Genomic DNA, 13,217 nt, shown 5'->3' on the forward strand with positions numbered 1-13,217 from the left:
GATGATGCGCAGCCCCGCGCGGCCTCCGGCGGCACCCGGAACTCAGCAGTCGCTGGGCGAGGCGCTGCGCGAAGCGGCCGGGCATTCCGGGTTCCGTCTGCTGGCGCTGGGCTTTTTCGTCTGCGGCTTCCAGGTGGTCTTCATTGGCCTGCACCTGCCGGCCTATCTGGTCGATCAGCATCTGCCGGCGCAGGTCGGTACCACGGTGCTGGCACTGGTCGGGCTGTTCAACGTCGTCGGCACCTACACTGCGGGCTGGCTGGGCAGCTGCTACTCCAAGCCGAAGCTGCTGGCCGGGTTGTATCTGATTCGCGGGGTGGTGATCAGTGTTTTCCTGCTGGCGCCGCTGAGTGTCTGGAGTGCGTACGCATTCGGCATCGCCATGGGCTTGCTGTGGCTGTCCACGGTGCCACTCACCAACGGTACGGTGGCGACCATGTTCGGCGTGCGTAACCTGTCGATGCTCGGCGGTATCGCCTTCCTTTTCCATCAGCTGGGCTCGTTCTTTGGCGGCTGGCTGGGCGGCTGGCTGTACGACCGTACCGGCAGTTACGACCTGGTCTGGCAGATCGCGATCGCGCTGAGCCTGATGGCGGCGGTACTCAACTGGCCGATTCGTGAGCAGCCAGTCGAGCGCCTGCGCGAGGCGCAGGTCAACTGATGCGGCCGCTCTGGCTGGGTGTGAGCGTCGCTCTGGTGCTGGGCCTGCTGATGCTGGCCTGGTGGGGCTGGCAGCGTGGCGGCCTGGCGCTGCTGCAGATGGGGCTGGGCACCTGCTGATTCCAGCTGGTCTGCGATCTCGTGATTCCTTCTTTTCCGCGTGGCCGGTTTATCCGGTCGCGCCAAAGCTGCCATGCCCGCAATAGTGATCCCATAGCCTTGCTTTCCAGTTCGAAAAACGGCGACGAACGTGACGGAATCAATTCGGTATTCATCGCTCCAAAGCGAAGCGGCGTAGAAGAAGTTAAGAACAAATCGCCGGTTCTTAGCAGCAACCTACCGGCTTTTGTGCATACGCCTGTGATCGAGTGGCAGCCTGGAAACCCTGTTCTAAGCTCGGCTGTCGCATAACCGTCATCAACAGTTGGTAAATACCTGCGGCACGCAGTCAATGGAGCAACAAGCAATGTCCACCCTTACCGAACTCGCCCAACAAATCGCCAAGCTCTATCCGTTGAAGGACAAGCGTGTAGGCAAGCGTTATCGCGTGGTAGGCGAGCTGGCCGGGATGACCGAACTGGAAGAGATCAACGGTGAACCGCGCTATATCCAGACCATGGCGCTGAAGAACAAGCAGCTCTGGGACGTGGCGGTCTAAACCTTTCCGTTGACGCCTGCCTGAATTTCACCCTTTCACCCTTTCGCCCAGCGCTCGGCGCGCCAACTCGCCTGCTCCGTTTGACTCAGGAAGGTCCAGGCGACGAAGCGGCTCTTCTTCTGCCCCTGAGCCATGTCCAGCGTGTGCATCTGGCGGGCACCGAGGCGTTTCAGCCGCGCCTCCAGCGGCGCCACGTTGGCGCCCTTCGATACCAGCGTACTGAACCAGTAGACCTGCCCGGCGAACGCGACGCTTTCCTCCGCCATGCGCGCGACAAAGGCCGCTTCGCCACCTTCGCACCAGAGCTCCGCCGCCTGACCGCCAAAATTGAGCGCGGGTAGTTTGCGGCTCGGATCGAGCTTGCCGAGGTTACGCCACTTGCGCTGGCTGCCACTGCTGGCTTCGGCCTGCGATGCATGGAAGGGCGGATTGCATAGCGTCAGGTCGAAGCGATCCTCCGGCAACACCATGCCCTTGAAGATGTGCTTCGGCGCTGCCTGCTGTCTCAGCTCGATGGCCTTGGCGAGGCCGTTGGCCGAGACGATCGTGCGCGCCGAGGCCAGGGCCGTGGCGTCGATATCACTGCCGGTGAAGCGCCAGCCGTATTCCCGGTGGCCGATCAGCGGGTAGATGCAGTTGGCACCGGTGCCGATGTCCAGCGCATGAATGGCGGTGCCGCGGGGAATGGCGCTGGCATTGTTCTGCCCGAGCAGATCGGCCAGTCCATGCAGATAATCGGCGCGCCCTGGCACCGGCGGGCACAGGTAGCCTGGCGGAATGTCCCAGTGCTGGATTCCATAGAACTGCCTGAGCAGCGCGCGATTGAACACCCGCACCGCATCCGGGTTGGCGAAGTCGATGCTTTGCTTGCCGTAGGGATTGAGGATTACGTACTCGACCAGCTCCGGGCAGCCAGCAATCAGCGCCGGGAAGTCGTAGCGGCCGGTATGGCGGTTGCGTGGATGCAGTACGGCCTTGCCGGTTTCGGCACGGCCGGGCTGCGGAGTCGAGGACGGGGATCTGCGCGGCATCTGATCAGCGGGAGGTTGGCGGCTGGGGCGCGCATTGTCCCACAACCGCTGCCCGCGGATAGGTCTCGTTGCTAACGGCGGCGCGGCACCATCAGCATCCAGAACAACCCCCAGAGCAGCGCCCCCGCGCCGAGCCAGAAGGCGCTGTGCAGGCTGCCGCCCATCCCCATCCAGATACTGGTCAGCCAGGGTGCGGCGAGCTGGGTCAGGCCGTAGAGTGCGATCAGCGCCGCCGACAGCCGCGGTCCCTGGTGTGGATGCAGTGTCCGCGCCAGACGCTGGGTCAGCAGCACGGTGCCGAGAAAGGTGCCGCCGACCAGTACCGCACAGAGCAGGATGCCGACCGCGCCGGGCAGCAGCAGCGCGGCCAGTACGCCGAGCAGTTGGGTGAGGTAGCTCAGGCGCAAGGCGATGTCGTCACCCATGCGCACGCCGAGACGATTCCACAGCCAGGGCGCCGGCAGCGTCGCCAACGCCACCACCAGCCAGCTGCCACCGATGAGGAAGTCACCGGGCTCCACCTGCAGACGCGCGACCATCGGCAGGAAAGTCATCGGCAGGATGTAGCCCATGCCGGCGCCGGCGTAGGAAAGAAACAGCGGTGTGCTGGAGCGATCGAGCAGTTTGCCACTGGGTGGCTCCTCCGCAGAATGGGCCTTTTCCTCGTCAGGCATGTCCAGCCGCGACAGCTGCCGCCAGCCCCACCAGGCCAGCGGTATCGAAAGCAACGCCGCCGGCCACCAACGCTCGGCTCCCAGCAGGTACCCGTCGCTCAGGCTCACCAGCAAACTGGAGAGAATCAGCCCGACGCAGACACCGAGATAGACAAGGCCACTGGAGGAAACGCGCTGCTGTCGCGCCAGCCATTCGAGGATCAGCGAGGGCGCCTGGACGAACACCAGGCCGTTGCTGATGCCGTTGGCAAGGCGCAAGGTAGCCAGCGCATCGGCGGACTCGGCCTGGGTCTGCAGCAGGCTGCTCAATACGTGCAGCCCTAGCGCCCAGGGCAGCGTACGGCGGATCTGCGCGACGCGATGCCAGCGCACCGCGAGCAGGGCGCCGATCAGATAGCCCAGGTAGTTCCAGCTGGCGATGCTGGCGCCTTCCTGCACGGTCAGCAGGCCGTCCTCCACCAGCCAGGGCAGCAGCGGGGTATAGACGAAGCGGCCAAGGCCATGGACGACCAACAAGAGAACGGCACCGGCCAGCAGGACCGGAAACAGGGCGACACGCTGAGGCATGGAATCTGTTCTTCTTAGAATGAGAGCTGGAGCTTAACGGCTGGCCCTTTCAGCCGCCATGCCACTTTTCGCTGGCTACCCGTCGGTGGGTGTCCCGAGGCAGCCGGCATTCATAGCGGAAACAGCAGCGGCACGAGCAGCACCGAGACGATCATGACCAGCGCGGTAAAGGGCACGCCAACTCGGACAAAGTCGGCGAAGCGGTATTGCCCGGGACCGAGCACCAGGGTGTTCACCGGCGAGGAAATCGGCGTCATGAACGCGGCGGAGGCCGCCAGCGCGACGATCATGGCGAACGGGTAGGGCGAGGCGCCCAGCTGCTCGGCGGTGGACAGCGCAACGGGTGCCATCAGCACAGCCGTCGCTGTGTTGGAGATGAACAGCCCGATCACGGCGGTCAGCAGAAACAGGCTGGCGAGCAGGGCATGCGGTCCGGCGTCGCCGAGCAGGCCGACCAGCCCCGATGTCGCCAGGGCGATGCCGCCGGTTTTCTGCAACGCCAGGGCGAACGGCAACATGCCGACGATCAGTACCAGGCTTTGCCAGTGAATCGCCTTGTAGGCGCTCTCCATGTCGATGCAGCGGAACAGGCCCATGACCAGGCAGCCAATCAGCGCCGCCAGCACGTTGGGCACCAGGCCGCTGACCATCAATGTCACCATCACCGCCAGCCCGAGCAGCGCGAACGGTGCCTGGTTGGCCGCGGGCGCCACATCGTCCACCTCGGCCGGCAGGCTCAGCACGAGGAAGTCGCGGCTCATACCCTGCAGACGGTGAATGTGCTTCCAGCTGCCGGCCACCAGCAGCGTATCGGCTGGCTTGAGCTTTTCATCCACCAGCAGCCCCTGCAGGGCTTGGCGATTGCGGCGCAGACCGACCACGTTGAGCTTGTGCCGGCTGCGAAAACCCAGTTGCTGGATGGTCTTGCCCGGTAGGCGCGATTCCGGTGGCAGCGCCACTTCCGCCAGCCCCAGCTCGCGACCGTGCACCGAATAGTAGGAGGTGCTGAGTTGCAGGGGTTCGAGGCCCAGCTCCTGATAGGCGCCGAGCAGGCCGATGGCCGGGCTGGCCAGATCGACCAGCAGCACATCGCCGACGAACAGTTCGGTATTGCCCGTCGCGATCAGCAGAAGGTTGCGAAAGCGGTCATGGCGTTCCACGGCGATCACGTTGATGCCGTACTGGGTTCGCAGCTTCAGCTCGTCCAGCGCCTGGTTGGCGAGAATCGATCCCGGCATCACCCGCAGTCGCCGCTCGCGTTCTTCCAGTCGATACTCCCGCGCCAGATCCGCCAGCGTATGGCGATGTTCTGTCGTTTCGCTGCGCTTGTCGCTGCCCAGCCAGCGGCGCGCCAGCAGCATATAGCCGACGCCGAGCAGCAGAATCGCCAGGCCGATGGGGGTGAAATCGAAGAAGGAGAAGCCGTCGAGCCCGGCGCGGCGCAGTTCGCTGTTGATCACCAGGTTCGGCGGCGTCGCCACCAGCGTCAGCATGCCGCTGATCAGGCCGGCGAACGCCAGCGGCATCATCAGCCGCCGTGGCGAGACCTTCATGCGATTGGCGATGCCGAGCACCACGGGAATGAAGATCGCCACCACGCCGGTCGAACTCATCACCGAGCCGAGCGCCGCGACGGCCAGCATCAGCAGAATCAGCAAGCGGGTCTCGCTGCTGCCGGCGGTACGCATCAGCCAGTCGCCCAGGCGATAGGCGATGCCGGTGCGCACCAGGCCGTCGCCGATGACGAACAGGGTGGCGATCAGCACCACGCTCGGATCGCTGAAACCGGCCAGTGCCTCCTGCACGCTGAGCACACCAGTGAGCGGCAGCGCGACCATGGCCAGTACCGCCACCACGTCCATGCGTGGCTTGTTCAGCGCGAACAGGCCGATGCAACCGGTGAGCAGGCCGAGAACCAGCAGCAGGTCGCCACTCATGGTCGATCAGGGATATTCGAGAATGGATTTGATACGCGGCAGGTTGCGCTCGATCCAGCCCTTGTCGATGGCACCCCAGTCGCGGATGGCGTAGTGGCCGGCATTGTGGCGTTCGCCGTCGTCCTGCTCGAAGCTGCAGTCGATGTCCAGCTCCGCGAGCGCGGCAAGGGTGTCCTGGGCGGTGCGCCGTGGCATGCCGGTCGCGGCCATCAGTGCAGGGACACTGCAGGCGGTGCCGCTGTCGATCAGCCAGGCGACGTAGAGTCGGCGATAGAAACTGGTTTTGGTCTTGCTGAGGGTCATGGAAGGTCCCTGGCCAGGTCGTCTGTGGGGGCAGCGACCTGGCCAGGCTCGCTGCGGTTTAGCGCAGGGCGAGCATGCCGATGTAGGTCGCGGCGCCCGCAGTGTAACCGAGGAAGGCCAGCAAGCTGACGCGCTTGACGTACCAGGTGAAGCTGATCTTCTCCATGCCCATCGCCGCGACCCCCGCAGCCGAGCCGATGATCAGCGTGCTGCCGCCGGTACCGGCGCAGAAAGCGAGCATCTCCCAGAAGTTGCCATCGACGACGAACTGCGACAGCCAGCTGGTCTCCTCGGGGCTGGCAGAAGCCAGTACGGCAGGGCTGACCAACGGATACATCTTCATCGCACCGGCCACCAGCGGCACGTTGTCGACCACGGCCGAAAGCAGGCCGATGGCGTAGGTGATCGGGTAGATGTGGCCGAGCGATTCGCGCAGGGCGGTCGCGACCTGGGTCAGGTGGCCCGCGGTAGCGAGACTGGATACGGCCAGCAGAATGCCGAGGAAGAACAGCACGCTGGGGGTGTCCACCTTGCGCAGAACGCCGACTACCGAAAGCGGGTGCTTGTCTTCGGCATTCTTGTTGCGGTGGATGAACTCGGTGGTCACCCAGAGCACGCCGAGGCCGAAGAGGATGCCCATGTAAGGCGGCAGGTGGGTCACGGTCTTGAACACCGGGACGAAGAGCAGGGCAGCGAGGCCAAGACCGAGTACCAGATTGCGCTCGAATACGGTGGTGGTCGGTGGGTGCTTCTCGGCCAGGTGAGCACGAGGACGTGGGCGTGGTGCCTCGCCGCGCAGACGGAAGCTGAGAATGATCAGCGGCACCAGCAGGCACACCAGGCTTGGCAGGAACAGACCGGTGATCACGCCGGAAGCGCTGATCTGGTTACCGATCCAGAGCATGGTGGTGGTCACGTCACCGATCGGCGACCAGGCACCACCGGCGTTGGCGGCGATTACCACGACGCCGACGAACAACCAGCGCTCGGGACGGCCGCGGATGAGCTTGCGCAGCAGCGAGACCATGACGATGGTGGTGGTCAGGTTGTCCAGTGCTGCAGAGAGGAAGAAGGTGAGGAAGCCGATGATCCACAGCAGGTGCACGCGCTTGCGGGTCTGGATGCGGTCGGTGATTACCTTGAAACCTTCGTGGGAGTCGATCAGCTCGACGATGGTCATCGCGCCGAGCAGGAAGAAGAGAATCTCCGAGACTTCTCCCAGGTGATGACGCAGCGATTCGACCACCACCGCCGAGGAGTCCCCGGGGTTGTGGCTGCCGGGTTGCAGCAGTGGAAGTATCTGGTCGGCGCCCAGCACCAGAATGGTCCAGGTCACAACCGCGGTCAGGATCGCGGCAGCGGCCTTGTCTATCTTCAGGGGATGTTCAAAGGCTATGCATAGATAGCCTATGACGAACACGACAGCCATGAGTGCATACATCCGAGGGACTCCATCTTGAGGAACCTTGCCGGGCATGCGGGTGTGTCGACGCAGCCTCAGCGGCTGGCAGGGGAACGATTCGCTAGCGAGGTGAAACAAATCGGGGCGGTGGACTGCCCTGGGAGACGGTTGCGCGTTCGGCGAAATACGTGGGGCATTGCGCTTCGCAGCAGGGGGCTCATTTCACATCGTCGAGCTGTTCGTCTTGGCTTTAACGGCCTGCCAGTTTGTAAAGGGGTGTTTCATGTGCGGCATAGTGTATCAGCGTTGCCGGTAATAACTTGTCATCAATCAAGATGACCTCCTTAAGCAAAAAGGCCAGCACCTTTCGGGCTGGCCTTTTGCGTTTACCGCGTCCTGATCAGAGCGTGGCGATGCGGTCGCGCTGCTCCTGCAGCCTGGCCTTGGCCTGTTCGGCTTCGGCCAGTTTGGCGCGTTCCTTGTCGATCACTTCGGCGGGAGCCTTGTCGACGAAGCCGGCATTCGACAGTTTGCCGCCGACGCGCTTGAGCTCGCCGTCCAGACGGGCGATTTCCTTGTCCAGACGTGCCAGTTCGGCATCCTTGTCGATCAGGCCGGCCATCGGCACCAGCACCTGCATGTCACCCACTAGCGCGATGGCCGACAACGGAGCCTCTTCGTCGGACGCCAGGATGCGCACGCTTTCCAGCTTGGCCAGCTTCTTCAGCAGCGGCTCGTTGTCGGCCAGGCGACGTTGGTCGGCAGCCGAAGCGTTGCCCAGCACCACGTCGATACGCTTGGCCATGGAGATGTTCATCTCGCCGCGGATCTGCCGAATGCCCAGCATGAAGGCCTTGACCCACTCGATATCGCCTTCTGCGGCTGCGTCGATACGCTCCGGGTTGAACTCCGGCCAGGGCTGCAGCATCAGCGTCGGGCCGGACTTGCCCGCGAGCGGCGCGACGCGCTGCCAGATTTCCTCGGTAATGAACGGCATGAACGGATGCGCCAGGCGCAGTGCCGTTTCCAGCACGCGCACCAGAGTGCGGCGGGTGCCGCGCTGGCGTTCGGCGCTGGCGGTCTCGTCCCATAGCAGTGGCTTGACCAGCTCGAGATACCAGGCGCAGTACTCGTCCCAGATGAACTCGTAGAGTGCCTGGGCGGCCAGATCGAAGCGGAAGGCCTCCAGCTGGCGGTTCACCTCGGCCTCGGTGCGCTGCAGGGCGGAGATGATCCAGCGGTCCACCGAGGACAGCTCGACGGGCTCGTCGCCTGCTCCCGTGTCCTTGCCTTCGGTGTTTTCGAAGACGAAGTTGGCCGCGTTCCAGATCTTGTTGCAGAAGTTGCGGTAACCCTCGACGCGGCCCATGTCGAACTTGATGTCGCGACCGGTGGATGCCAGCGAGCAGAAGGTGAAGCGCAGGGCGTCGGTGCCGTAGCTGGCGATGCCTTCGGGGAACTCGGCGCGGGTCTGCTTGGCGATCTTCTCGGCCAGCTTGGGCTGCATCATGCCGCTGGTGCGCTTGGTCAGCAGTTCATCGAGGGTGATGCCGTCGACGATGTCCAGCGGGTCGAGCACATTGCCCTTGGACTTGGACATCTTCTGCCCTTGGCCATCGCGGACCAGACCGTGCACGTAGACGGTCTTGAACGGAATCTGCCCGGTCAGGTGGGTGGACAGCATGATCATCCGGGCGACCCAGAAGAAGATGATGTCGAAGCCGGTAACCAGCACGTCGGTGGGGTGGAAGGTCTTGAGGAACTCGGTCTGCTGAGGCCAGCCGAGGGTGGAGAAGGTCCACAGCCCGGAGCTGAACCAGGTGTCCAGCACGTCCTCGTCCTGGCGCAGTTCCACTTCGTTGCCGAGGTTGTACTTGCGGCGGACTTCCATCTCGTCGCGGCCGACGTAGACGTGGCCTGCTTCGTCGTACCAGGCCGGAATGCGGTGGCCCCACCAGAGCTGGCGGCTGATGCACCAGTCCTGAATATCGCGCATCCAGCTGAAGTACATGTTCTCGTACTGCTTGGGCACGAACTGGATCTCGCCACTTTCGACGGCAGCGATGGCCTTCTCGGCCAGCGGTTTGGTGGAGACATACCACTGGTCGGTCAGCCACGGCTCGATGATGGTGCCCGAGCGGTCGCCGCGCGGCACTTTCAGCGCGTGGTCGTCGATCTTTTCCAGCAGGCTCATGGCGTCGAACTCGGCGACGATGGCCTTGCGCGCATCGAAGCGGTCCATGTGCGCATAGCCGTCCGGCAGGCTGGTGTCGATCTTGTCGTTCACCGAGCCGTCGATGTTGAACACCTGGGCACGCGCCAGGATGCAGGCGTTCTGATCGAAGATGTTGATCAGCGGCAGGTGGTGACGCTTGCCGACCTCGTAGTCGTTGAAGTCATGCGCCGGGGTGATCTTCACGCAGCCGGTGCCGAACTCGAGGTCGACGTAGTCGTCGGCCACGATGGGGATCAGGCGGTTGACCAGCGGCAGCATGACGTGGCGGCCGATCAGGCTCTTGTAGCGCTCGTCCTCCGGGTGCACGGCGATGGCGGCGTCACCGAGCATGGTTTCCGGACGGGTAGTGGCGACCACCAGGTAGTCCAGCCCATCGGCGGTCTTGCAGCCATCGGCCAGCGGATAGCGCAGATGCCAGAGGTGACCCTTCTCGTCGTGGTTCTCCACTTCCAGATCGGAAATGGCGGTATGCAGCTTGGTGTCCCAGTTGACCAGGCGCTTGCCGCGATAGATCAGGCCGTCCTCGTGCAGGCGGACGAAGGCTTCCTTGACCGCCTCGGACAGGCCGTCGTCCATGGTGAAGCGCTCGCGCGACCAGTCCACCGAGGAGCCCAGGCGACGGATCTGCCGGGTGATGGTGCCGCCGGACTCCTCCTTCCACTGCCAGACCTTGTCGAGAAACTTCTCGCGGCCCAGGTCATGACGACTGGCGCCCTGGGCGGCCAATTGGCGCTCGACCACCATCTGCGTGGCGATACCGGCATGGTCGGTGCCCGGTTGCCACAGGGTGTTGCGACCCTGCATGCGGCGCCAGCGGATCAAGGCGTCCATGATCGCGTTGTTGAAGCCATGACCCATGTGCAGGCTGCCGGTGACGTTCGGCGGCGGGATCATGATGGTGTAGGGCTCGCCGGAACCTTGCGGGGCGAAATAGTTGTTCGATTCCCAGGTCTGGTACCAGGAAGTCTCGATGGCGTGCGGCTGGTAGGTCTTGTCCATGCGGCGGGACCCTTAAAAACGTCTGGTCGGAAAAACGCGCAAGTATAAAGGCAAACGGCCGCGAGGTTTCGCGGCCGTTGCGGATTAACTGCGTATCGATGGCGAGTGGGTCAGGGGCGGGGTGGGGGCGTACGCACCAGACGGTCGATCCGACTCTCGAGTCGGCGTTTGAGCTCGGCCTCGATCTGCGGCACGAAGTCGTCGATCACTTCCTGGAGGATCAGGTTGGCCGCGGTGCGCAGCTCATGGTCGATATGCCGCTCGGCCAGGGTGCGGAAGGCACTGCGTACGCTGGTTTCCCGCGGCTCGTCGTCGCTGGCGCTGGCGGCCGGAGCGGCAGGCGCTGGCTCGACGATATCGGACAACAGCGGAATGCTGTCCGGGTCCAGCGCTGCGCTGGCCGGAACCTCGTCTGGAAAATCGTCACCGAGCAGAGCGCGAATGGACTCGAGATCGCTCAGCAGTTCGGCGGGTTTGTTCGGGGCTTTCGGTGTCATCTCAGAAGTTTCCGGGGCTTGAGCATCCCGGCGGCTGCCAGGGTTTTTCCCTTGCTGTCGAATGGTTGGTCTTAAAGCTCGACCCGTTTCGGATCATAGCCCTGGCGTCGATACAGGCGGAAATTCTCCCGGCAGGCGGTCAGCAGCTGCGGTTCCTGGTTGACGATCTCGATGACCCGGCTGAACTGGTCGATATGCGAAGAAAGCGTCGATGCCAGGTTGATCAGCAGGCCCTGGGTGAATTGAGGTGCCTGGTCGACGCCGATCACCACCGGGGCCTTCGGGTCGTCGATGTGCTGCTCGTGGGGAATGAAGCGCTCGGCGCGAAAGCTCCAGAGCAGTTCGTCGACTTCGTTCGACTGCGTTTCATCGACGCAGCGAATGAATACCTGCATGCCATGTTGCCAGCCCTTGGCCGCCAACTGACAGGCCGCCCGCAGGCGGCCGGTCGGGTTATCGTCGGGCAGGACGTAGAACTCGATACGCGTCATGGGCACGCTCCGCGTTGGCCGGGCAGCGCGAGGCGACCCCGGCCCGAGGGATCAGGCGCGACGGCCTGGTGCATATCAGTTGACCCGGTCCAGCAGGTACTGGGTCAACAGCGGCACGGGGCGGCCGGTGGCACCTTTTTCCTTGCCGCCGCTGGTCCAGGCGGTGCCGGCGATATCCAGGTGCGCCCAGGCGAACTTCTTGGTGAAGCGCGAAAGGAAACAGGCAGCCGTGATGGTGCCAGCCTTGGGGCCACCGATGTTGGCGATATCGGCGAAGGGGCTATCCAGCTGTTCCTGGTATTCGTCGAACAGCGGCAGCTGCCAGGCGCGGTCGGCCGCGTTCTCGCCAGCCTGCAGCAGTTGCTGCACCAGGGCGTCGTTGTTGCCCAGCAGGCCGGACGTGTTGCTGCCCAGGGCGACGATGCAGGCGCCGGTCAGCGTGGCCACGTCGATCACCGCGCGCGGTTCGAAGCGTTCGGCGTAGGTCAGTGCATCGCACAGCACCAGACGGCCTTCGGCATCGGTGTTGAGGATTTCCACGGTCTGGCCGCTCATGGTGGTGACGATGTCGCCCGGGCGGGTGGCGCCGCCGCTGGGCATGTTCTCGGCACAGGCCAGCAGACAGACCAGGTTGATCGGCAGCTGCAGCTCCAGCACGGCCTTTAGGGTGCCGAGTACGCTGGCGGCGCCGCCCATGTCGTACTTCATCTCGTCCATGCCCTGGCCCGGCTTGAGGCTGATGCCACCGGTATCGAAGGTGATGCCTTTGCCCACCAGGGCATACGGCTGGTCGCCCTTCTTGCCGCCGTTGTACTGCATGACGATGATGCAGCCGGGCTGTTCGCTACCCTGGGAAACCGCGAGGAAGGCACCAGCGCCAAGATCACGCAGCTTCTTCTCGTCGAGCACGTCGACCTTCAGGCCCTTGTAGGCCTTGCTCATCTGCTTCGCCTGTTCGGCGATGTAGGTCGGGTGGCAGACGTTCGGGGGCAGGTTGCCGAGGTCGCGGGTGAAGGCCATGCCACTGGCGATCGCCGAGGCTTCGCGGGTCGCGCGTTCCACCTCGGGCTGCTCGCTCTTGTCACACAGCAGGATGATCTTCTGCAGTGCGCGCGGGTCGGCTTTCTTGCTCTTGAAGCGATCGAACACGTACTGGCCGTCGGCGAGGATTTCCACCAGCAGGCGAGTGCGGCCGTAGCTGTCGCGGCCTTTGACCTGAACATCCTGCATGGCGAAGGCCGCATCGGCACCGCCGAGGCCCTTGATTGCGGCAAGTGCGGCATTGGCGATCTTGCGCCACTGGCGATTGTCCAGCTCGTCGGCCTTGCCGATCCCGACCAGCAGTACGCGCTCGGCCTTGAGGCCGGGCAGGCCATGCAACAGCAGGGTCTGACCGGCTTTGCCCTGGATGTCGCCACGCTTGAGCGCAGCGCTGAGCGCGCCGCCGCTGGTGCTGTCTACGCTCTGCGCGACGCTGCCGAGAAGGCAATCATCGCCGAGCGGCAGAATCAGGGTGGCGGTCTTCTGGGTGGAGGCTTTGGCGCTTTTGACAACAAATTCCATGACGTGGTGTCCCCAAGACAAAGAGTCGGGTTTGCAGGATAATGCCGGGCTTATTTTTCCGGTGGTTCGCCTGTTCGGTCGTTGCTAACGACTGCGCTAGGCTAGAAACGTTGCAATCTTCGATGCTTCGCGATTGCCTCGGCGCGGCGGTCCGCGTCCGCTCGGTGCGTCATTACCCAATTTCCAACGGCCCGTTCTG

11 protein-coding genes are annotated in these 13,217 nt (G+C 63.9%); 2 read left to right on the forward strand and 9 right to left on the reverse strand.

Annotated features, from left to right (window positions below):
* Both LO50_RS17795 and LO50_RS17800 read left to right on the forward strand, forming a co-directional pair.
* The coding region (locus LO50_RS17795) for an MFS transporter (protein ID WP_044315829.1) at positions 1 to 661 on the forward strand (661 nt) is incomplete at its 5' end.
* A 465-nt stretch (positions 662 to 1,126) separates the two neighbouring features.
* Positions 1,127 to 1,318 carry a hypothetical protein gene (locus LO50_RS17800; RefSeq protein ID WP_003298204.1) on the forward strand — a complete coding sequence of 64 codons (192 nt, stop codon included), beginning with the start codon at positions 1,127 to 1,129 and terminating at the stop codon, positions 1,316 to 1,318.
* Positions 1,319 to 1,353: 35 nt separating this feature from the next.
* On the opposite strand, the gene rlmF is transcribed toward LO50_RS17800, so the two are convergent.
* The 9 genes from rlmF to LO50_RS17845 form a co-directional block, all read right to left on the reverse strand.
* Entirely contained in the window at positions 1,354 to 2,349 is a 996-nt protein-coding gene (gene rlmF / locus LO50_RS17805; RefSeq protein ID WP_044315830.1) for a 23S rRNA (adenine(1618)-N(6))-methyltransferase RlmF, read from the reverse strand.
* A 71-nt stretch (positions 2,350 to 2,420) separates the two neighbouring features.
* A complete protein-coding gene (locus LO50_RS17810) occupies positions 2,421 to 3,590 on the reverse strand; it encodes a YbfB/YjiJ family MFS transporter (protein WP_044315831.1) in 1,170 nt (389 codons plus the stop codon).
* A gap of 110 nt (positions 3,591 to 3,700) precedes the next feature.
* Positions 3,701 to 5,527 (reverse strand): SLC13 family permease, encoded by a 1,827-nt coding sequence (locus tag LO50_RS17815; RefSeq protein WP_044315832.1) that lies wholly within the window; start codon positions 5,525 to 5,527, stop codon positions 3,701 to 3,703.
* Between the two features lie 6 nt (positions 5,528 to 5,533).
* Positions 5,534 to 5,830, reverse strand: a complete 297-nt coding sequence (locus tag LO50_RS17820; protein ID WP_044315833.1) for a winged helix-turn-helix domain-containing protein — start codon at positions 5,828 to 5,830, stop codon at positions 5,534 to 5,536.
* Positions 5,831 to 5,888: 58 nt separating this feature from the next.
* Complete coding sequence (gene nhaD / locus LO50_RS17825; protein WP_041013183.1) at positions 5,889 to 7,271, reverse strand: sodium:proton antiporter NhaD; 1,383 nt, start codon at positions 7,269 to 7,271, stop codon at positions 5,889 to 5,891.
* A gap of 361 nt (positions 7,272 to 7,632) precedes the next feature.
* Entirely contained in the window at positions 7,633 to 10,467 is a 2,835-nt protein-coding gene (locus tag LO50_RS17830) for a valine--tRNA ligase (protein WP_044315834.1), read from the reverse strand.
* A gap of 110 nt (positions 10,468 to 10,577) precedes the next feature.
* Positions 10,578 to 10,964 (reverse strand): hypothetical protein, encoded by a 387-nt coding sequence (locus LO50_RS17835; protein WP_003298196.1) that lies wholly within the window; start codon positions 10,962 to 10,964, stop codon positions 10,578 to 10,580.
* 71 nt (positions 10,965 to 11,035) lie between these two features.
* On the reverse strand, positions 11,036 to 11,455 hold the full coding sequence (locus LO50_RS17840; RefSeq protein WP_003298194.1) for a DNA polymerase III subunit chi: 420 nt from the start codon (positions 11,453 to 11,455) through the stop codon (positions 11,036 to 11,038).
* Positions 11,456 to 11,530: 75 nt separating this feature from the next.
* Entirely contained in the window at positions 11,531 to 13,018 is a 1,488-nt protein-coding gene (locus LO50_RS17845) for a leucyl aminopeptidase (RefSeq protein ID WP_003298193.1), read from the reverse strand.
* Positions 13,019 to 13,217: the final 199 nt, after the last annotated feature.

It is taken from the genome of Stutzerimonas stutzeri, from assembly GCF_000935215.1.
Taxonomy (GTDB): Bacteria; Pseudomonadota; Gammaproteobacteria; order Pseudomonadales; family Pseudomonadaceae; genus Stutzerimonas.

Coding starts and splice junctions, on each gene's coding strand:
- LO50_RS17845 (WP_003298193.1), bottom strand. CDS start 13,018: ATGGAATTTGTTGTCAAAAGCGCCAAAGCCTCCACCCAGAAGACCGCC.
- nhaD (WP_041013183.1), bottom strand. CDS start 7,271: ATGTATGCACTCATGGCTGTCGTGTTCGTCATAGGCTATCTATGCATA.
- LO50_RS17840 (WP_003298194.1), bottom strand. CDS start 11,455: ATGACGCGTATCGAGTTCTACGTCCTGCCCGACGATAACCCGACCGGC.
- LO50_RS17835 (WP_003298196.1), bottom strand. CDS start 10,964: ATGACACCGAAAGCCCCGAACAAACCCGCCGAACTGCTGAGCGATCTC.
- LO50_RS17800 (WP_003298204.1), top strand. CDS start 1,127: ATGTCCACCCTTACCGAACTCGCCCAACAAATCGCCAAGCTCTATCCG.
- LO50_RS17820 (WP_044315833.1), bottom strand. CDS start 5,830: ATGACCCTCAGCAAGACCAAAACCAGTTTCTATCGCCGACTCTACGTC.
- rlmF (WP_044315830.1), bottom strand. CDS start 2,349: ATGCCGCGCAGATCCCCGTCCTCGACTCCGCAGCCCGGCCGTGCCGAA.
- LO50_RS17830 (WP_044315834.1), bottom strand. CDS start 10,467: ATGGACAAGACCTACCAGCCGCACGCCATCGAGACTTCCTGGTACCAG.
- LO50_RS17810 (WP_044315831.1), bottom strand. CDS start 3,590: ATGCCTCAGCGTGTCGCCCTGTTTCCGGTCCTGCTGGCCGGTGCCGTT.
- LO50_RS17815 (WP_044315832.1), bottom strand. CDS start 5,527: ATGAGTGGCGACCTGCTGCTGGTTCTCGGCCTGCTCACCGGTTGCATC.